This window comes from Pseudodonghicola xiamenensis DSM 18339, assembly GCF_000429365.1.
Classification (GTDB): Bacteria; Pseudomonadota; Alphaproteobacteria; order Rhodobacterales; family Rhodobacteraceae; genus Pseudodonghicola; species Pseudodonghicola xiamenensis.
On sequence record NZ_AUBS01000006.1, the window covers coordinates 24583 to 42605 of the forward strand.

Sequence of the window (18023 nt, forward strand, 5' to 3'; positions counted from 1 at the left end):
CGCATCTCCGGCTCTCGCATCTCCGGTCGGCCCTAGCCTTGTTGCGGCAAAACCGCTAGATCTTGACTGGTTTCCATTTGGGACGAATTCATGAGCGAAGACCGCATCAGCGTATTCCGCGACGCCCACAGCGACCGGAGCACTACCAGGCAAATCCCCGACACCCCGCAAAGCCGTTCGCCTTCCTATCGGCTGGCCTTTGCCGACGATGAGTTCATGCTCCGCGACGAACTGCGCCCGGTGCGGCTGCAGCTGGAGCTGCTCAAACCCGAGCTGCTACTTGCAGAACGCCAGATCGAAAGCACCATCGTGCTGTTTGGCGGCGCCCGGATCCCGGAGCCTGCGCAAAAGCACCGGGCCCATACCGAAACGCTGGCCGAACTGTCGGCATTCTATGACGAGGCGCGCGAATTCGCCCGGCTGATGACGCTGAAGTCCCTTGCCACGAACAACCGAGAATTCGTGGTGACCACCGGCGGCGGCCCAGGCGTGATGGAGGCCGGCAACCGGGGCGCGGCGGATGCCGGCGGCATTTCCGTAGGCCTTGGCATCGTGCTGCCGCACGAACAGGCACCCAACCAATATGTAACGCCCGAGCTGGCCTTCAACTTCCACTATTTCGCCATCCGCAAGATGCATTTCCTGATGCGGGCGCGGGCGATCTGCATCTTCCCCGGCGGTTTCGGCACGTTGGACGAGATGTTCGAATCCCTGACCCTGATCCAGACCGGCCGGATGGAGCGCGTGCCCTTCCTGCTGTTCGGTCGCGCCTTTTGGGAAAAGGTCATCAACTGGGAGGCGCTGGCCGATGCCGGCACCATTTCGGCCGAAGATCTGACCCTCTTCCGCTTTGTCGATACGGCAGCCGAGGCCGCCGAACTGATCGAAAACTGGGAACCCGCGCCACCGCGCGATGAAATCCCCGGGCGGCTCTGACCCTGCCCTCCGGGGCCCCACGGCCCCGGTCGGACATTCGTTCAGCAGCCCTGCGCCGGCAGAAACCCCAGGTCGGTGTTCTCTGGCAGCTTGGTCACCATCTGGCGCCCCGCCACATCCCTGATTTCGTAACCATAGCCCGCCAGCCGGAATTTCCATTCCCGCGGGCTCAACGCCTTTTCGCGCTCCCGCATCAGAAGCTCCAGAACCGGCACCTCGACCGGGGTCATGCGGCAAATACCCTGTGCCATACTCGTCTCCTCTGCACTCATTGCTGTTTGCAGTATGGAAACTGATTGTTGACGACGGCTTAATTGTACCGGGATTGGGGAATTTTTGCGGCCGTCCCCGGGATTGCTCCCGAAAACGCAGCAATTGTCGGGCCTACTTGGCGATCCCGGCCTCGGCCTCGATCTGCTTGCGCGACTTGCGGGCACGTTCGGTGGCCGATTTGAGCTGACCGCAAGCGGCCATGATATCCTCGCCTCGCGGCGTTCGGATCGGAGAGGCATAGCCGGCTTTGTAGATGATATCGGCAAACGCCCGGATACGATTGTTCGATGACCGCTTGTAGGGCGCGCCAGGCCATTCGTTGAAGGGGATCAGGTTGATCTTGGCCGGGATGTTATGGTCCTTGATCAGCTTGATCAGCCGATGCGCATCCTCGTCGGTGTCGTTCACCCCGTTCAGCATCACATATTCAAAGGTGATCCGTTCGGAATTCGACGCCTTGGGATAGGAGGCCAACGCGTTCAACAGTTCCTCGATCTTCCAGCGCTTGTTGATCGGCACCAGTACGTCGCGGGTTTCATCCGTCGTCGCGTGGAAGGAAATGGCCAGCTGACAGCCGATCTCCTGGGCGGTGCGGGCGATCTCGGGCACCACACCGGAGGTCGACAGGGTAATGCGCCGGCGCGACAACTGGATGCCCTCGGGGTCCATGGCGATCTTCATCGCATCGCGCACGTTGTCGAAGTTATAAAGCGGCTCGCCCATGCCCATCAGCACGATATTGGACAGCAGACGCGTTTCGTCCTTGGGCGCTCCGGGCACCGGCCATTCGCCCAGATCGTCGCGTGCCATCATCACCTGGCCGATGATCTCACCCGCGGTCAGGTTGCGCACCAGCTTTTGCGTGCCGGTATGGCAGAAGGAACAGGTCAGCGTGCACCCCACCTGGCTGGAGACACAGAGCGTTCCGCGATCCTCTTCCGGGATATAGACCACCTCGACCTCATGGCCGCCGGCAATACGCACCAGATATTTACGGGTGCCATCGCTGCTGACCTGGCGGCTGACCACCTCGGGGATGTCGACGGTGAAATGCTCGGCCAGGAGGGCACGATAGGGTTTGGCCAGATTGGTCATCTGGGCGAAATCACGCACGCCCCATTGATAGATCCACTGCCAGATCTGATTGACCCGCATCTTCGCCTGTTTCTCGGGCGTGCCCGCCTCGATCAACGCCGCGCGCATCTGATCGCGGGTCATCCCCACCAGATTGACCGCCCCCTCCGGCAGCTTGCGGGGGATCGTCATGACATCCTGGGTGATAGGCGCGCTTGCGGATGTGGGAACGGACATGGACACGGCTTTCGCGGTTACGAGGACAAGTTTTCAGGCAGATCGCCCCTATATAGGGTTTTCCGTCCGAATCAAAAGGATTTCGCCCGCGGCACATGCACGGGCGTCAGTCACGACCTCGGCAATCCCGCGCGTTATTTGCAGCGGGTTTCAGCGTCCTCGACTGCGGCGGTAAAGCCCAGCAACGAGAATGTGTCCTTGGTCTGCGTGCCACGGGCCGATCGTGCCGTCAGCACCGCGCTGGCCCCGCGCTTCATCGCCGCGATGATCTTGGCATCGTCGGCCTCGCTCGCCGGCCAGGCCCATTCGCCTTCGGTGAACAGCTCGAACTGATCGTCCCCGATGGTCAGATTGACGGTGGAGCCGCCCGCGAAAGGATAGCCGCCGGTGAAGGTCACCTGCCCCGACACGCCCGCCGCCGGGCGGAAGAAGACGAACAGCAAAATATCGCCGCGCCGCACCGCAACCACCCGCCCATCGCGGGTATTGACGGTTTCCTTCGGAGCCGAAACGCTCCAGCATTCTTTCGGGTCTTTTTCGACGAAGACGCTCCAGTCGGTCTTGGCCGCGACCCGATTGGTGCTTTCCTCCTGCGCGATGGCGGGAATTGCTCCAGTGAATGCGACCATTCCGGCCAAGCACAGGCCCGCAATGGTACGGGCGTGTTTCGATCCCATTTGTCCAGCCTCCAGACTGTCCTTTTACCTCAATTACTCCGGCGCGCCCGCAGCTTTCCCAGCCATCTGTCCCACACGCAGCCATCGCTTGCCGACTTAGCCACAGTAACGTACCTTTCGCCACGGGCGAAAGGGCGATTGGCAGAAATTCGCCATATGCTGCAGCAGAAAAACACATATTGGCGGAGCATCACATGACCAATCCCGTTCCCATGGCAGAAATCTGGCGCGCCGACCTGTTGGAAAGCCTGCATCTCGGGCATGCGGTGATCTGCGACGACAGTGGCCAGATCGTTCAGGCCTGGGGCGATCCACAGGCGCTGATCTATCCGCGCAGCTCCTGCAAGATGATCCAGGCGCTGCCGCTGGTGACCTCGGGCGCGGCGGCGGCCTATGGGCTCAGTTCCGAACAGCTTGCCCTGGCCTGCGCCTCGCATAACGGGGCCGCGATCCACACCACGCGGGTGCGCGCCTGGCTGGAGGATCTGGGGCTGGGTGATGACAATTTCCGCTGTGGCCCGCAGATGCCCGACGACCGCGAAGCGCGCTATGCGCTGATTCGCGCCGATCAGCAGCCCTGCCAGTACCACAACAACTGTTCCGGCAAGCATTGCGGCTTTCTCACCCTGTCGCAGCATCTGGGTGCCGGCCCGGAGTATGTCGAGATCGACCACCCGGTTCAGCGCGCTGTGCGCGAAGCTTTCGAAGAGGTCACCGACGCCACCAGCCCCGGCTATGGCATCGACGGCTGTTCCGCCCCGAATTTCCAGACCACGCTGGCCGGGCTGGCCCGTGCGATGGCCTGGTTCGCCTCGTCCCACGACCGCAACGACAGCCACAGCCGGGCAGCGCAACAGCTGGTGGCGGCGATGACAGCCCATCCCGATCTGGTCGCCGGCGAGGGCCGCGCCTGCACCGAGCTGATGCGCGCGATGGAGGGCCGGGTGGCGGTCAAGACCGGGGCCGAGGGCGTTTTCGTCGCCATCGTTCCGGAAAAGAAACTGGGGGTCGCCCTGAAGATCACCGATGGTGCCTCACGCGCCAGCGAAGCAGCCATCGCGGCGCTGCTGGTCGGGCTCGGGGTGCTGGACCCCGGGCACCCGGCCACGATCAAGCGCATGGCCCCGGTGCTGCGAAACCGGCGCCAGATCGAGGTCGGCCAGATTCGCGCCGCCAAGGGGCTGCAACGCGGCAGCTGATCGGCGAAACCGCACGCCCTCCTTTGGATATTCGGTCACCGCCCGGAACCAGAACGTCCCGTCGAGGACAAACTTCCTGCAAAACGAGCCGGCACGGGCGAGTGCTGTCCATGCCCGTGAAAACGAAAAAGGCCCGCCGTTTCCGGCGGGCCTGTTCCGATCTGTCAGAGCCTATCGGCCCCCCTTAATGCAGCACGGCATCATCTGGCTTGTCCTCGACATTGCCACCGGTCAGCCGATTGCCGATGATCAGGCCTTCCGGCCCGGCAGACACCGGGATGGTATCGCCATCCATCACCTCGCCCGACAGCAGCAATTCGGCCAGCGGGTTCTGCAGCGACGTCTGGATCACCCGCTTCAGCGGCCGCGCCCCGAACACCGGATCATAGCCTTCATCGGCCAGCCAGGTTTTCGCCGAGGCATCCAATGTCAGCGCGATCTTGCGCGTTGCCAGACGTTTTTCGAGCCGGCCGAGCTGAATGTCGACGATCCCGTCCATGTTGTTCCGGCTCAACCGGTCGAACACGATGATCTCGTCCAGACGGTTCAGGAACTCGGGACGGAAATGCGCCCGCACCGCGTCCATCACATCCGACTTGGCCTCTTCGCTACTGGCGCCTTCGGGCAGCATGCTCAGCGCCTGCGACCCAAGGTTCGAGGTCAGCACGATCAGCGTCTGCTTGAAGTCGACCGTTCGGCCCTGACCATCGGTCAGCACCCCATCGTCCAGCACCTGCAACAGCACGTTGAAGACATCCGGGTGGGCCTTTTCGACCTCATCGAACAACACGACCTGATAGGGCCGACGCCGCACGGCTTCGGTCAGCACACCGCCTTCATCATAGCCGACATAGCCCGGAGGCGCGCCGATCAGACGGGCAACCGCGTGTTTCTCCATAAATTCCGACATGTCGATGCGGACCATCGCCGTGTCATCGTCAAAGAGGTAATTGGCCACCGCCTTGGTCAGCTCGGTTTTCCCGACGCCGGTCGGCCCCAGGAACAGGAACGATCCCAGCGGCCGGCCCTCATCGTTCAGCCCGGCACGGGCCCGACGCACCGCATTCGCAACCGCACGCACGGCAGCATCCTGACCGATGACGCGCTTGTGCAGCTCGTCCTCCATCTTCAGCAGCTTCTCACGCTCGCCTTCCAGCATCTTCGAGGTCGGGATACCGGTCCAGCGTTCGACCACAGCCGCAATCTGTTCCGGGCGCACCGCCTCTTCGACCATCTTGCCCTCTTCCTCGGCCTGTTCGGCCTCGGCGAGCTGCTTTTCAAGCTGCGGGATCACCCCATAGGACAGCTCCCCCGCCTTGGCGAGATCGCCGTTCCGCTTGGCGATATCCAGATCGGCCCGGGCACGGTCCAGCTGTTCCTTCAGTTCGCGTGCCGAAGCGAGCTTGTCGCGCTCCGCCTGCCATTGCGCAGTCAGCCCAGCCGAACGTTCCTGATAATCCGAAAGCTCTTTCTCCAGCTTTTCCAGCCGGTCTTTAGACGCCGCATCATCTTCCTTCTTCAGCGCCTCTGCCTCGATCTGAAGCTGCAGGATATGCCGGTCGAGCTGATCCAACTCTTCCGGTTTGCTGTCGACTTCCATCCGCAGACGGCTGGCGGCCTCATCGACAAGGTCGATGGCCTTGTCGGGCAGGAACCGGTCGGTGATGTAGCGATGCGACAGCGTTGCCGCGGCAACCAGCGCCGAGTCGGAAATGCGCACCCCGTGGTGAAGTTCGTATTTCTCCTTGATGCCACGCAGGATCGAAATCGTGTCCTCGACCGTCGGCTCCTCGACCATGACCGGCTGGAACCGGCGGGCAAGAGCGGCGTCCTTTTCGACGTATTTGCGATATTCGTCCAACGTGGTGGCGCCGACGCAGTGCAACTCGCCCCGGGCAAGCGCAGGCTTGATCAGGTTGGCCGCATCCATCGCGCCATCGGTCTTGCCGGCACCAACCAGCGTGTGCATCTCGTCGATGAACAGGATGATCTGACCGGCAGCGGCCTCGATCTCGCTCAGGATGGCTTTCAGCCGCTCCTCGAACTCACCGCGATATTTCGCGCCGGCGATCAGCGCGCCCATGTCCAGCGCCAGAAGCTTCTTGTTCTTCAGGCTCTCGGGTACGTCGCCGTTGACGATCCGCAGTGCCAGCCCTTCGGCGATGGCGGTCTTACCGACACCGGGCTCACCGATCAGAACCGGGTTGTTCTTGGTCCGGCGAGACAGCACCTGCATCGACCGGCGGATTTCCTCGTCACGGCCGATGATCGGGTCGATCTTGCCCTCTTCCGCGGCCTCGGTCAGGTCGCGGGCATACTTCTTCAGCGCGTCATAACCCTCCTCGGCATTGGCGCTATCGGCGGTGCGCCCCTTGCGGATGTCGTTGATCGCCTCGTTCAGCTTCTGCGCTGTCACCCCACCGGCATCCAGCGCGTCCTTCGCTCCGGATTTCACCATGCAGAGCGCCATGAGGATCCGCTCAACCGGAACATAGCTGTCACCGGCCTTTTTCGCGACCTTCTCGGCCTCGTCCAGCACCTTGGCGGTCTGCCCGTCAAGATAGACCTGCCCGGCATCCCCGCTGACTTTCGGCATTTTATTCAACGCGGCTTCGACAGCTTCGACCACACGGGCCGGCTCGCCGCCGGCACGGGAGATCAGATTGCTGGCCAGCCCCTGATCGTCATCCATCAATGCCTTGAGCAGATGTTCCGGCACCAGTCTCTGGTGCTCTTCGCGCATCGCAATGGTCTGCGCCGCCTGCACGAATCCGCGTGCACGCTCAGTGAACTTGTTCAAGTCCATGAAACTCTCCTTTTTCAAGCGCCCCTATGTCGGCGCCCGCTTCGCGGCACGCCATTTGTTGGGCCTCGCCCTTCAATTTGGGAGCCCCCCGAAGCAGTTCAAGACCTTGTGAACAAGGATTTTTAACCGCCCTGCCAATCGGCTATTCCACTGCCACGGGAAACCCCGGCCAATGCCATATTCCCGCTCGATTCAAACATCAGAATGACGACATAGAAATAACCCTGTCCAGAGCAGAAAAATGCAAATCACCGATATCGAGATTTATGACCATTTCCCCGATGCCGCGCAGGGCCTGCATCGCGCCCATGTCGGCGTGGCCTTCGCCGACCGTTTCGTCACCCTGTTCTGCACCATCGGCCTGCCAGTGGCCACCTCGGAGAAAGACCGCGACGCCGCGCTGATCGACGAGGCCCTGCGCCAGTTGCGCCGCATGCCCGAATGCCGCAGCGGTCAGATATCCATCGAGCTTCCCGCGACCACGCTTCCCGCGGACGCGCTCCCGCTCGCGGCCTGACCCAAGGCGCAGCAACCTCGGGGGCTCTTGCCCGACAGCCCCGCCCGGCTTAGACAGGCCGCGCAGCCGCAAAGGAGAGCCCCGATGTCCGACGACCGCCTGATTGTCGCCCTTGACGTGCCGAACGCCCTGCAGGCGCTGGCACTGACCGAAACGCTAGGCGATGCCGTCAGCTTCTATAAAATCGGGCTGGGCATGCTGACCGGCGGCGGGCTCGGGCTGGCCAACGAGCTGATCTCAGAACAGGGCAAGCGCATCTTTCTGGATATGAAGCTGTTCGACATCGGCGCCACCGTCGAAGCGGCGGTGCGCGGCCTTGCGCAATTCGATCTGGATTTCCTTACCGTTCACGGCGACCCGCATGTGGTGCGCGCCGCCAAGGAAGGCGCCGCCGGCAAGGATCTGAAAATCCTTGCCGTCACCATCCTGACCTCGCTCGACCGGGCGGATCTGGACGAGGGCCTGATCCGTGCCGGTGACATTCCCGATCTGGTCGCGGAACGTGCCGGGCGCGCCTTTGACGCGGGCGCCGACGGCGTCATCGCCAGCCCGCAGGAGGCCGCGATGATCCGCGCGCTGCCAGAAGCGGCTGGCCGGCTGATCGTGACCCCTGGGGTGCGCCCGACCGGAGCCGCTCTTGGCGATCAAAAGCGCGTCGCCACCCCGGCCAGCGCGATCTCGGCTGGCGCCGATCACATCGTGGTGGGGCGCCCTGTCTGGCAGGCTCCCGATCCGCGCGCCGCGGCCCAGGCCATCGTCGACGAACTCGCCACGCTCTGATCCCGCGGCGGGGCTGTCAGGCGGCAAGAGCTTCCCTTGCGGAAGCTCAACCCTCAGATGTGCCAAAAACAACACATATAAAATATCTGTTTCACCAGGGACTTCGCCGCGCTTCCCAAGCGGCCGGTCTTGGGCGACCCTGTCTTATGAGACACTCCCCCAACGAACCGTTTTCTTCCTGAGGTTCGTTACCTCCCCCCGCCTTGGCTGCGGGGGGCCTTTCCCAAGAGGGAACGCGCGCTCAATTCCCCTGCAAATACGCAAGATATTGCGAAAGCTGTTCTGCGAAATGCGGCACCGCCAGCGGATGGTTGCAATAGGTCTCGGGCGACATCAGCCGCCATTCCTGCCCTTCGTCGCCAAGCCGCAGATCATCGACCCGCCATGCCGGCTGATGCGCAGCAAAGAACCACACGCGTCCATGCGGCCTGAGATAGCTGGTCCCCCAGGAGACTTGTTCCGGCGTCAGAACCAGCCCGATTTCCTCAGATGTTTCACGCAGCGCGCAGTCCAGCGGGCTTTCCGCCCCCTCCCGGCCACCGCCGGGGAAATCCCAATGCCCCGGCCAGGGAATATCTGGCTTGTCGTCGCGCAGGATCACCACGAGCTCTGGCCCGAGAAAAAGCGCCAACTTCGATCCCGCGAAATCGGTGGCTCCGGTCATATCGGAGTTTGTCATGATGACTGTCGCTCCCTATTGTCCTAATCTCGTGGCCGCCACCCCAGAACAGATATGCGGCGCCGTGCCCTTTCGCCAGCTCTGTCTCATGCCCTCTCTTTGCCGTGATTGCCTGACCCGATTTGACACCCCCTCTCGCAGGGGGCAGCGCTGCGCGGCCTGCGGCAGCCCGCGCCTGCTTTCACATCCCGAGCTGTTCGACCTGACCATCGCGCACATGGATTGCGACGCCTTCTATGCCAGCGTGGAAAAACGCGACAACCCGGCGCTGGCCGACAAACCGGTGATCATCGGCGGCGGCAAGCGTGGCGTGGTCTCAACCGCCTGCTATGTGGCGCGCATCCGCGGCGTACGCTCGGCCATGCCGATGTTCCAGGCGCTCAAGCTCTGCCCCGACGCGGTGGTGATCCGGCCCCGGATGGAAGTCTATGCCGAGGTTTCCCGCGCCATCCGCACGATGATGGAGGAGCTGACGCCCGACGTGGAACCGCTGTCTCTGGACGAGGCGTTCATGGATCTTTCCGGCACAACGAAACTGCATGGGGCGCCGCCGGCGGTGATGCTGGCCCGATTGATCAAGCGTATGCGGGACGAGTTGGGAATCTCCGGCTCGATCGGGCTCAGCCACAACAAGTTCCTCGCCAAGGTGGCCTCAGATCTCGACAAGCCGCGCGGATTTTCGGTGATCGGAAAGGCGGAAACGGCGGATTTCCTCCACGACAAGCCGGTGCGGCTGATCTGGGGCATCGGTCCCGCTGCCCAGGCCTCGCTCGACCGGGCCGGCATCCGCAGCTTCGCCGATCTGCTGCGCTGGGATCAACGCGACCTGCACGCGCGCTTCGGTACAATGGGAGAACGGTTGTATCACCTGGCGCGCGGCAACGACCGTCGCCGCGTCACCGCCCATGCGCCGATCAAGTCAATCTCGAACGAAACCACCTTCAACGAGGATACTGCTGACGAAGACATCCTCGACGGCCACCTGTGGCGCATGTCGGAAAAGGTCTCGGACCGGGCCAAGGCCAAGGGGCTGGCGGGGCGCGTCATCGTGCTGAAGCTGAAACGCGCCAATCATTCCCTTCTGACCCGCCGCCACGCCCTGCGCGAGCCCAGCCAGATGGCCGACACCATCTATCGCACCGCGCGTGAGCTGTTCGATCACCGCGGCGATACTGGCCCCTATCGCCTTTTGGGGGTCGGGTTGAGCGAGCTTTGCCCCGAGAACCAAGCCGGCCTATCGGGCGATCTGCTCGATTCGGGAGCAGAGCGACGCAGCACCGCCGAGCGCGCCACCGACGAGATTCGCCGCCGCTTCGGCAAGGATGCGATTCGCAAAGGCCGTGCCCTGCGCTGAGCCGACAACAGGTCCGCGCCTCTCCCGAACACCCCGGCATTTCTTGCCGCACCGCCCTATTCGGACTTAGGCTGATTGGCGATGCTTATGGGAGGAGGTCACGAATGCTGTCGATCGACGAAGAAATCACAAGCCTGTCCCGGCTGCGCGAGTTGATGCCCACCGAAGGTTTCACCAATACCTTTCTTAAGGTGAGCGATCGCCTGAACGAGGTTGCCCGCACCTTCATTTCGCTCGCCCCCTTCCTGGTTGTCGCGACAAGATCATCCTCCTCTGGCCTGATTGACGTCTCCCCCAAAGGCGACCCCTCCGGCTTCGTCGAAGTCTACGACGACAAGACGCTCATCATTCCCGACCGGCTGGGGAACCATCGCGTCGACGGTTTTCAGAACATTCTGGAGGATCCCAACATCGCCTTGCTGTTCGTCGTCCCCGGACACGGGGACACTCTGCGGATCGCCGGCAAAGCCCGCATCGTGAAGGACAAGGCGATCAGCGACCGTCTTGCCGTGAATGGAAAGGCTCCGCTTCTGGCCATGGTTGTCGAGATCGAAGAAGCCTTCATGCACTGCTCCAAGGCCTTCATCCGGTCACGGCTCTGGCATCCGGACAAGTGGCCAGCGCGCAAGACCGCCCCGACATTGGCGGATTGGGTCATCGCGACCGTCGACAGGGAGCAGACCCTGCAAGAGGTCGAAGACGATCACAGCGCGGATGAACGCACTCGCCTCTACTGAAAAAAGCGGGCGATTCGCCGCCCTCTCCGGCTTCACCTCTCATTCGGCCGCCAGCGGGGCCTCCTGCAATCCGATCGCCGCGATTTCAGCGATCACCCCACGCAGCAACGCGCGAAAGGCCTCAAAATCTGCATTCGGCTCGATTCGCCGCTCATCCATGTAAAGGCGGCGGTCGATTTCGATCTGGATCGCATGCTGGCGCCGCGATGGCCGGCCATAGGCCTGGGTGACATAGGCGCCGGCGAAAGGCGTATTGCGCGACACCACCAGCCCGGCGCCGACCAGGGCGGCCTCGACCCGGTCAACAATCCCGCCGTTGGCCGCCGCACCGAAACGGTCACCCAGAACGATCTCGGGCCGCGGGGCGCCGCGGCGCGCAACCCCGTCCATCGCTTCATGCGGCATGGAATGACAATCAATCAGGATCGCTTCGCCAAAGCGGTGATGCGCCTGATCCAGCAAATCCTGCAACGCTGCGTGATAGGGCCGCCAATGTGCATCCAGCCGTGCCTGCGCCTCGCTCATCGGCAATTTCCCGCGGTAGATCGCCCGTCCGTTCGACACCACGCGGGGAATCACCCCCAACCCAGAGGCCACCCGGGGGTTGTGCCCGTGCCGCCGCACCCCCTCGATCAGTGCCGGATCAAGCTCATCAGGGCTGCGATTCAGATCAACATAGGCCCGCGGCGCCCGCGCGCACAGAAAAGGCGCCCCGAATGCGGGGGCACAATCGAACAGCCGATCGACAAAGGCATCCTCGGACGACCGGATCGCCTGCCGGTCCAGCACCGAGGCGCGAACGAATCCCTCAGGGTATTCGTGGCCGCTGTGGGGCGAGGCGAATACGACACTGGAGAGGTGCCGGGCAGGGTGAAACAGGTAAAAAGCAGGGTTCGACATCGACATTCCTCACCCTTCGGACAATAGCTTGCAGAATCCTTTGTCAAAAGCCCTTGATCACCCCGACGAGTCTGATTATAGACCCCGCTACCGGCGCGGATTTCCGCGCCCCATTTGATTATGGGAAGCCATCGACAAATGGGGCAGAGAGGTCGCGCAGGCATTCATGGGCGGTTAGCTCAGTGGTAGAGCACTACGTTGACATCGTAGGGGTCACAAGTTCGAACCTTGTACCGCCCACCATGAATTCACTGTCCCGGAAATTCCGGGGCCCCGTAATCACTGGCGCTGGCCCGCGCCGCAGGACAGGAGACAGGCCATGAAGGTCAAGAACTCGCTCCGCTCGCTGAAGAACCGGCACCGTGATTGCCGGATCGTGCGTCGCAAAGGCCGGGTTTATGTGATCAACAAGACCCAGCGTCGCTATAAAGCCCGTCAAGGCTGAGCGATCAGGTCGGATTGCAATCCGTTTGAAACCGCGCCCCTCGGGCGCGGTTTTCTTTTGTGCCCCGGCTTTTTCACGCCCAACGATTCGCCTACATCGAATCTTCCCCGCCTCCCGGTTTCCGATCAAAACACTCAAGTTTGTGTTGCCGTTGTGTCAGAATCCCTTATCTGTGGCATGATCCGGCATCCACCCCGGGATCGGAAGAAGGAGGCTCCTTGCAATGAAAACACTTTCCCTGACCTGCGCCGCGGCCCTGCTGTCCGCAATGACCCCCGCCGCCTTCGCCGGCGGCGACGTGAACATCTATTCCTCACGCCACTACGATACTGACGAACGGCTTTATTCCGATTTCGAAGAGGCCACCGGCATCACCGTCAACCGCATCGAAGGCAAGGCGGACGAGCTGATCGCCCGGATCAAGGCCGAAGGGCGCAATTCGCCCGCCGATGTGGTGCTGACCGTCGACACCTCGCGGCTGGAGCGCGCCAAGAACGCCGGCATCCTGCAGCCGATCGACAGCCCCGTGCTCGAGGCGCGCATCCCCGCCTACCTGCAGGACAAGGACAACGAATGGTTCGGCTTCACCCAACGCGCCCGGGTGATCTTCTACAACAAGCAGGACGTGACCGACCCGCCCCAGACCTACGAGGCGCTGGCCGACCCGAAATATAAGGGCATGGTCTGCATCCGGTCCTCCACCAGCACCTACAACCAGACGCTGCTGGCGGCACTCATCACCCATGACGGCCCCGAGAAGGCCAAGGAATGGGCCCAGGGCGTGGTCGACAACATGGCCCGCGCACCGCAGGGCGGTGACACCGATCAGCTGCGCGGCCTGGCCTCGGGCGAATGCGAGATCGCGGTGGCCAACACCTATTACTTCGCCCGCACCATCCGCACCGATGTCGAGGGCGTCAGCGACCACCTCGACAAGATCGGTTGGATCTTTCCCAATCAGAACAGCTATGGCGCGCATATGAACCTCTCCGGCGCCGGCGTCGCGGCGAACGCACCAAACCGCGAGAATGCCATCAAGTTCCTGGAATATCTCTCCAGCGATTCGGCACAGAAATACTTCTCGGCCGGCAATGACGAATACCCGGCAGTCCCCGGCGTCGGCCTGCCGCCCAGCGTCGCCCAGCTCGGCTTCTTCAAACCCGACGATATCGACCTCTCGGTCGTCGCCAAGCAAATCCCCGAAGCGCAGAAGATCTTCGACGAGGTCGGCTGGAAATGACCTGATCCCTCTCCGGGATCACCGCAAAACACGCCGCCGCCCGACACCTCGGGCGGCGCTTTCGTTTCCGCCTCCATCCCGGGGCTTCTTCTCGTCGAAAATACGGCGGGGGCCCGGGGGCAGCGCCCCCGGATCGGCCGCAAAACCGCTTCAGCCCCGGTCGTGCCGCCCGACCTGACGACAGATCAGGATCACTGGCAAGAGCCCGATCGCCACGATCACCAGCGACGGCACGGCCGCCCCTTCCAGCCGCTCATCCGAAGCCAGGCGATAGGCCTGCACCGCGAGCGTATCGTAATTGAACGGCCGCATGATCAGCGTCGCCGGCAACTCCTTCATCACATCGACGAAGACGATCAGCAGGGCGGTCAGCAGGCTGGGCGTCAGGATCGGCAGATGAATCCGCCTGAGCGTGCCCAGAGGCGTTTCCCCCAGTGACCGCGCGGCGGCGTCCATATTGGCATGCACCGTGCTCTGCCCGCCCTCATAGGCCCCAAGCGCCCCAGCCAGGAACCGCACCATATAGGCCGCGACCAGCAACCAGATCGACCCGGTGATCAAGAGCCCGGTGGAAATATCGAAGGTCGCACGCATCCAGGCGTCGAGCGTATTGTCGAAGGCGGCGAAGGGCACCATCAGACCGACCGCGATCACCCCGCCCGGCACGGCATATCCCAGCCGCGCCAGATAGACCGTCGCCGTCGACCGCCGCCCGGGCTTGAGCCGTTGATAGAACCCCACCGCGATGGCGGCACAAACGGTCACCACCGCCGCCGTCCCCGCCAGCGTCAGCGAATTGTGGATGAAGCGCAGGTATCGCCGGCTCAGCAAATCCTGCTGCCCGTCAAGCCCCATCACCGCCAGCACCACCGCCGGCAGGACGAAGCCCAACACAACCGGCAGCGCGCAAAGCCCAAAGGCCAGAGCCGCGCGCAGGCCGGTCAGCGGTTCGGGCGGCATCTTCATATGGCGCTTGCCGGCGGCGTGATACCGCGCCGCGCCTCGGCTGCTGCGTTCCGCGACGGCAAGCACCAGGGCAAAGGCCAGCAGACACAGCGCCAGTTGCGCCGCCGCCGCGCGGTCAGCCATGGTGAACCAGCTGGTGTAAATCCCGGTGGCAAAGGTCTGCACCCCGAAATAGGCCGAGGTGCCGAAATCCGCGATCGTCTCCATCACCGCCAGCAGCACACCGCCGGCAATCGCCGGCCGTGCCATCGGCAGGCTGACCCGCCAGAAGGCCGACCAGGCGCTATGCCCCAAGGTCCGCGCGGCCAGAAACGCGCCCGAACTTTGCTGCAGAAACGCCGCCCGCGTCAGCAGATAGACGTAAGGATACAGCACCAGGATCAACATGGTCGCCGCCCCGCCGGTAGAGCGGATCTCGGGGAACCAGTAATCGTGCGACCCCCACCCGGTCATCCCTCGCAACGCGGTCTGCACCACACCGGGGTAATCCAGGATATAGGTATAGGCATAGGCCAGAACATAAGACGGGAAGGCCATCGGCAGCACCAAGGCCACCTCCAACGCACGGACACCGGGAAACCGCGTCATCGTCACCAACCAAGCCGCCCCAACCCCCAGCGCAAAGGTCCCGAGAGAGACCATCACCACCAGAAACACCGTGGTTCCGGCATATCCCGGCAGAACGGTCGCGATCAGATGCTCGACCGTATCAGTGCCGCCGGTGACCGCCGCCAGCGCCACCGCCAACATCGGCAACAGACAGGCAGCCGCCACCAGCGTCGCGATCGACGCCAGCGCGCGGGTGCCGCGCGCCTTGCGGCGGGTGCCCCCGGGGGCAAGCTCTGTCTGGGATGTGACGCAACTGCTCTGGGACAAGGCGGGGCTCCGGTTTGCCCCCCTTATCTGCGCTCGGGGGCGTTTTTTCCAGTGCCAATCGGCGCGCGCGCCCCGGCACGGTCGTGCCCCTGCGGCCTTTTTCTGGCTGCAAATATCCCCGCCGGAGGCTGCGTCCCGCAGGGGCGCAACCGGGCTTTCAACGAAAGCCCGACCACTCTCGCCCAGCTCACCGATACCGGCTCAGTCGTATTTGCGCAGATCCTCGATCACCAGGCCATCCTTCGGCAGGCTGCCGGGCGTCACTACCTCGACCGCGCCCTTCAACTTCAACAGATCAGCAACGCTGCGAGCATAGGCGCCGGCATCGCCGCCCTCCGCCTCGATCCGCACCGTCATCGCGTCCATCTCGCCCTCGCGGGTCGCGATCACCCGGGCCTTGACGATCTCGGCATGTTTCTCGACCAGCTGCGCCACCTGTTCGGGGCGCACGAACATGCCCTTGATCTTGGTGGTCTGATCGGCCCGGCCCATCCAGCCCCTGATCCGCATGTTGGTGCGCCCGCAGGGCGATTGCCCCGGCAGCACCGCCGACAGATCGCCGGTGGCAAAGCGGACCAGCGGGTAATCGGGATTGAGCGTGGTCACCACCACCTCGCCCACCTCACCCGGCACCACCGGGGTGCCGGTGCCGGGGGTGACGATCTCGACGATCACGCCCTCGTCGACGATCATCCCCTCCATTGCAGCGCTCTCATAGGCGATGTTGCCCAGATCGGCGGTGGCATAGCTTTGCAGGCAGGCGATGCCACGATCGGCGTATTCCTGGCGCAGCGAGGGGAACAGCGCCCCGCCGCCAACCGCCGCCTTGGTGATCTTCAAGGCCAGCCCCATCGCCTCGGCCTTGTCGAGGATGATCTTCAGGTAATCGGGCGTGCCGGCATAGGCGGTCACCCCGATGTCATGGGCGGCGCGCGCCTGCAGCTCGGTCTGCCCGGTGCCGGCGGGCACCACGGCCGCCCCCACCGCGCGGGCGCCGTTCTCAAAGATCATGCCGGCGGGCGTCAGGTGGTAGCCAAAGCAGTTCTGCACGATATCGCCCTTGCCGATGCCGGCGGCGTTCAGGAAACGGCCCATCCGCCACCAGTCGAGGCTGATCCCGCCCGGCTCATAGATCGGCCCGGGCGACTGGAAGATATGAACCGCATTGCTGACCGGCAGCCCGCCAAACGGCGGCTGCGCCTTCTGCCGCGCGCTGAGCTCGGATTTGCGCAACACCGGGAGCGCCGCCAGGCCGGCCAGATCGGCCAGGGGCGCCATCCCGTTGCGCGCCAGATTGGCGTTCAGCGCCTCCAGTTGCGCCGCCGCGCGGGCATCGGCCGAGCGGGTCTCCAGATCGTCGAAGTAGGCGGTCATTTCTTGGGGTCCTTGTCCTTGCTGCCCTCGGAATTCACGATCGGCTCAGCTCAGCCAGCGCTTGCGGCGGCGATAGCTGCGCACATCGCGGAAGCTCTTGCGGCCCTCTTCCGAGACACCGAGGTAGAATTCCTTCACGTCGGGGTTTTCGCGCAGCTCCGCCGCCGGGCCGTCCATCACCACCCGACCGGATTCCAGGATGTAACCGTAATGGGCATAGCGCAGCGCCACGTTGGTGTTCTGCTCGGCCAGCAGGAAGGTCAGGCCTTCCTTCTCGTTCAGATCCTTCACGATCTCGAAAATCTGCTCCACCAGCTGCGGTGCCAGTCCCATGCTGGGCTCATCCAGCAAAATCGTTTCGGGCCGTGACATCAGCGCCCGACCGATCGCCACCATCTGCTGTTCGCCCCCCGAGGTATAGCCGGCCTGGCTGCGACGGCGCTCCTTCAGTCGTGGGAAATAAGTATAGACCTTGTCCAGATCGCGCATCATCTCGGCCTTGCCGGTGTTCCGGGTGTAATACCCAGTCAGCAGGTTTTCCTCGACCGTCAGATGCTCGAAACAATGGCGCCCCTCCATCACCTGGATCACCCCCTTGCGGACCAGATCGGCGGGATCGGAAGCCTGCACCACCTCACCACGGTATCTGATCGTTCCCTTGGTGACCTCTCCGCGCTCGGATTGCAGCAGGTTCGAAATCGCCTTGAGCGTAGTGGTCTTGCCGGCGCCATTGCCACCCAGCAGGGCAGTGATGCCGCCCTTGGGCACGTTCAGTGACACACCTTTGAGCACGAGGATCACATGGTTGTAGATCACCTCGATATTGTTGACCTCAAGCAGGGTCTCTCTGGTAGATCCGGCGTCCAGCATCTGGTGTCCTTCTTTCCACGTCCCGCGACAGAAGCCTCGCGGACGGTTTGACGGTTCGGCGGAAGCGGCGGCGCGCCGCCGCT

General features: G+C 63.4%; 17 protein-coding genes and 1 tRNA gene. 9 read left to right on the forward strand and 9 right to left on the reverse strand.

Annotated elements, in window-relative coordinates; all coding sequences use genetic code 11:
* Positions 1–90 precede the first annotated feature (90 nt).
* Complete coding sequence (locus tag G455_RS0108795) at positions 91–936, forward strand: LOG family protein (RefSeq protein ID WP_028093365.1); 846 nt, start codon at positions 91–93, stop codon at positions 934–936.
* Positions 937–977: 41 nt separating this feature from the next.
* On the opposite strand, the gene G455_RS0108800 is transcribed toward G455_RS0108795, so the two are convergent.
* From G455_RS0108800 to G455_RS0108810, 3 genes are all read right to left on the reverse strand, one after another.
* Entirely contained in the window at positions 978–1187 is a 210-nt protein-coding gene (locus G455_RS0108800; protein WP_051312305.1) for a hypothetical protein, read from the reverse strand.
* 133 nt (positions 1188–1320) lie between these two features.
* The gene (gene rlmN, locus G455_RS0108805) at positions 1321–2475 is read right to left on the reverse strand and encodes a 23S rRNA (adenine(2503)-C(2))-methyltransferase RlmN (protein WP_229861710.1); all 1155 of its coding nucleotides are present in this window, start codon (positions 2473–2475) and stop codon (positions 1321–1323) included.
* 179 nt (positions 2476–2654) lie between these two features.
* A complete protein-coding gene (locus tag G455_RS0108810) occupies positions 2655–3197 on the reverse strand; it encodes an invasion associated locus B family protein (RefSeq protein ID WP_028093368.1) in 543 nt (180 codons plus the stop codon).
* A gap of 194 nt (positions 3198–3391) precedes the next feature.
* Between G455_RS0108810 and G455_RS0108815 the strand changes: the two genes are divergently transcribed.
* Complete coding sequence (locus tag G455_RS0108815; RefSeq protein ID WP_028093369.1) at positions 3392–4396, forward strand: asparaginase; 1005 nt, start codon at positions 3392–3394, stop codon at positions 4394–4396.
* Between the two features lie 184 nt (positions 4397–4580).
* Here G455_RS0108815 and clpB read toward each other — a convergent pair whose 3' ends face one another.
* On the reverse strand, positions 4581–7202 hold the full coding sequence (gene clpB / locus G455_RS0108820) for an ATP-dependent chaperone ClpB (protein WP_028093370.1): 2622 nt from the start codon (positions 7200–7202) through the stop codon (positions 4581–4583).
* A 241-nt stretch (positions 7203–7443) separates the two neighbouring features.
* Here clpB and G455_RS0108825 point away from each other — a divergent pair, with 241 nt between their 5' ends.
* Both G455_RS0108825 and pyrF read left to right on the forward strand, forming a co-directional pair.
* Positions 7444–7719 carry a hypothetical protein gene (locus tag G455_RS0108825; protein ID WP_028093371.1) on the forward strand — a complete coding sequence of 92 codons (276 nt, stop codon included), beginning with the start codon at positions 7444–7446 and terminating at the stop codon, positions 7717–7719.
* 84 nt (positions 7720–7803) lie between these two features.
* On the forward strand, positions 7804–8499 hold the full coding sequence (pyrF, locus tag G455_RS0108830) for an orotidine-5'-phosphate decarboxylase (protein ID WP_028093372.1): 696 nt from the start codon (positions 7804–7806) through the stop codon (positions 8497–8499).
* A 241-nt stretch (positions 8500–8740) separates the two neighbouring features.
* Here pyrF and G455_RS0108835 read toward each other — a convergent pair whose 3' ends face one another.
* A complete protein-coding gene (locus tag G455_RS0108835) occupies positions 8741–9178 on the reverse strand; it encodes an NUDIX hydrolase (protein ID WP_229861711.1) in 438 nt (145 codons plus the stop codon).
* Positions 9179–9266: 88 nt separating this feature from the next.
* On the opposite strand from G455_RS0108835, the gene G455_RS0108840 reads away from it, so the two are divergent.
* A complete protein-coding gene (locus G455_RS0108840) occupies positions 9267–10532 on the forward strand; it encodes a DNA polymerase IV (protein WP_028093374.1) in 1266 nt (421 codons plus the stop codon).
* A 104-nt stretch (positions 10533–10636) separates the two neighbouring features.
* A complete protein-coding gene (locus tag G455_RS0108845) occupies positions 10637–11269 on the forward strand; it encodes an MSMEG_1061 family FMN-dependent PPOX-type flavoprotein (RefSeq protein WP_035366459.1) in 633 nt (210 codons plus the stop codon).
* A 39-nt stretch (positions 11270–11308) separates the two neighbouring features.
* Here the strand turns inward: G455_RS0108845 and G455_RS0108850 are convergent, their stop codons facing one another.
* On the reverse strand, positions 11309–12169 hold the full coding sequence (locus tag G455_RS0108850; protein WP_028093376.1) for an N-formylglutamate amidohydrolase: 861 nt from the start codon (positions 12167–12169) through the stop codon (positions 11309–11311).
* A gap of 168 nt (positions 12170–12337) precedes the next feature.
* Here G455_RS0108850 and G455_RS0108855 point away from each other — a divergent pair.
* The 3 genes from G455_RS0108855 (at position 12338) to G455_RS0108865 (ending at position 13854) form a co-directional block, all read left to right on the forward strand.
* A tRNA-Val gene (locus tag G455_RS0108855) sits at positions 12338–12412 on the forward strand.
* A 76-nt stretch (positions 12413–12488) separates the two neighbouring features.
* Positions 12489–12614, forward strand: coding sequence for a type B 50S ribosomal protein L36 (gene ykgO / locus G455_RS0108860; RefSeq protein ID WP_028093377.1), 126 nt, complete (start codon positions 12489–12491; stop codon positions 12612–12614).
* Positions 12615–12837: 223 nt separating this feature from the next.
* Positions 12838–13854: a Fe(3+) ABC transporter substrate-binding protein gene (locus tag G455_RS0108865; RefSeq protein ID WP_028093378.1), complete on the forward strand. Its 1017-nt coding sequence runs from the start codon at positions 12838–12840 to the stop codon at positions 13852–13854.
* A gap of 150 nt (positions 13855–14004) precedes the next feature.
* Here the strand turns inward: G455_RS0108865 and G455_RS0108870 are convergent, their stop codons facing one another.
* The 3 genes from G455_RS0108870 to G455_RS0108880 form a co-directional block, all read right to left on the reverse strand.
* Positions 14005–15615, reverse strand: a complete 1611-nt coding sequence (locus tag G455_RS0108870; protein WP_229861719.1) for an ABC transporter permease — start codon at positions 15613–15615, stop codon at positions 14005–14007.
* 282 nt (positions 15616–15897) lie between these two features.
* Positions 15898–17070: a phenylacetate--CoA ligase family protein gene (locus G455_RS0108875; protein WP_028093380.1), complete on the reverse strand. Its 1173-nt coding sequence runs from the start codon at positions 17068–17070 to the stop codon at positions 15898–15900.
* A gap of 45 nt (positions 17071–17115) precedes the next feature.
* Positions 17116–17940, reverse strand: coding sequence for an ABC transporter ATP-binding protein (locus G455_RS0108880; protein ID WP_028093381.1), 825 nt, complete (start codon positions 17938–17940; stop codon positions 17116–17118).
* Positions 17941–18023: the final 83 nt, after the last annotated feature.

Coding starts and splice junctions, on each gene's coding strand:
- G455_RS0108795 (WP_028093365.1), top strand. CDS start 91: ATGAGCGAAGACCGCATCAGCGTATTCCGCGACGCCCACAGCGACCGG.
- G455_RS0108800 (WP_051312305.1), bottom strand. CDS start 1,187: ATGGCACAGGGTATTTGCCGCATGACCCCGGTCGAGGTGCCGGTTCTG.
- rlmN (WP_229861710.1), bottom strand. CDS start 2,475: ATGACGATCCCCCGCAAGCTGCCGGAGGGGGCGGTCAATCTGGTGGGG.
- G455_RS0108810 (WP_028093368.1), bottom strand. CDS start 3,197: ATGGGATCGAAACACGCCCGTACCATTGCGGGCCTGTGCTTGGCCGGA.
- G455_RS0108815 (WP_028093369.1), top strand. CDS start 3,392: ATGACCAATCCCGTTCCCATGGCAGAAATCTGGCGCGCCGACCTGTTG.
- clpB (WP_028093370.1), bottom strand. CDS start 7,202: ATGGACTTGAACAAGTTCACTGAGCGTGCACGCGGATTCGTGCAGGCG.
- G455_RS0108825 (WP_028093371.1), top strand. CDS start 7,444: ATGCAAATCACCGATATCGAGATTTATGACCATTTCCCCGATGCCGCG.
- pyrF (WP_028093372.1), top strand. CDS start 7,804: ATGTCCGACGACCGCCTGATTGTCGCCCTTGACGTGCCGAACGCCCTG.
- G455_RS0108835 (WP_229861711.1), bottom strand. CDS start 9,178: ATGACAAACTCCGATATGACCGGAGCCACCGATTTCGCGGGATCGAAG.
- G455_RS0108840 (WP_028093374.1), top strand. CDS start 9,267: ATGCCCTCTCTTTGCCGTGATTGCCTGACCCGATTTGACACCCCCTCT.
- G455_RS0108845 (WP_035366459.1), top strand. CDS start 10,637: ATGCTGTCGATCGACGAAGAAATCACAAGCCTGTCCCGGCTGCGCGAG.
- G455_RS0108850 (WP_028093376.1), bottom strand. CDS start 12,169: ATGTCGAACCCTGCTTTTTACCTGTTTCACCCTGCCCGGCACCTCTCC.
- ykgO (WP_028093377.1), top strand. CDS start 12,489: ATGAAGGTCAAGAACTCGCTCCGCTCGCTGAAGAACCGGCACCGTGAT.
- G455_RS0108865 (WP_028093378.1), top strand. CDS start 12,838: ATGAAAACACTTTCCCTGACCTGCGCCGCGGCCCTGCTGTCCGCAATG.
- G455_RS0108875 (WP_028093380.1), bottom strand. CDS start 17,070: ATGACCGCCTACTTCGACGATCTGGAGACCCGCTCGGCCGATGCCCGC.
- G455_RS0108880 (WP_028093381.1), bottom strand. CDS start 17,940: ATGCTGGACGCCGGATCTACCAGAGAGACCCTGCTTGAGGTCAACAAT.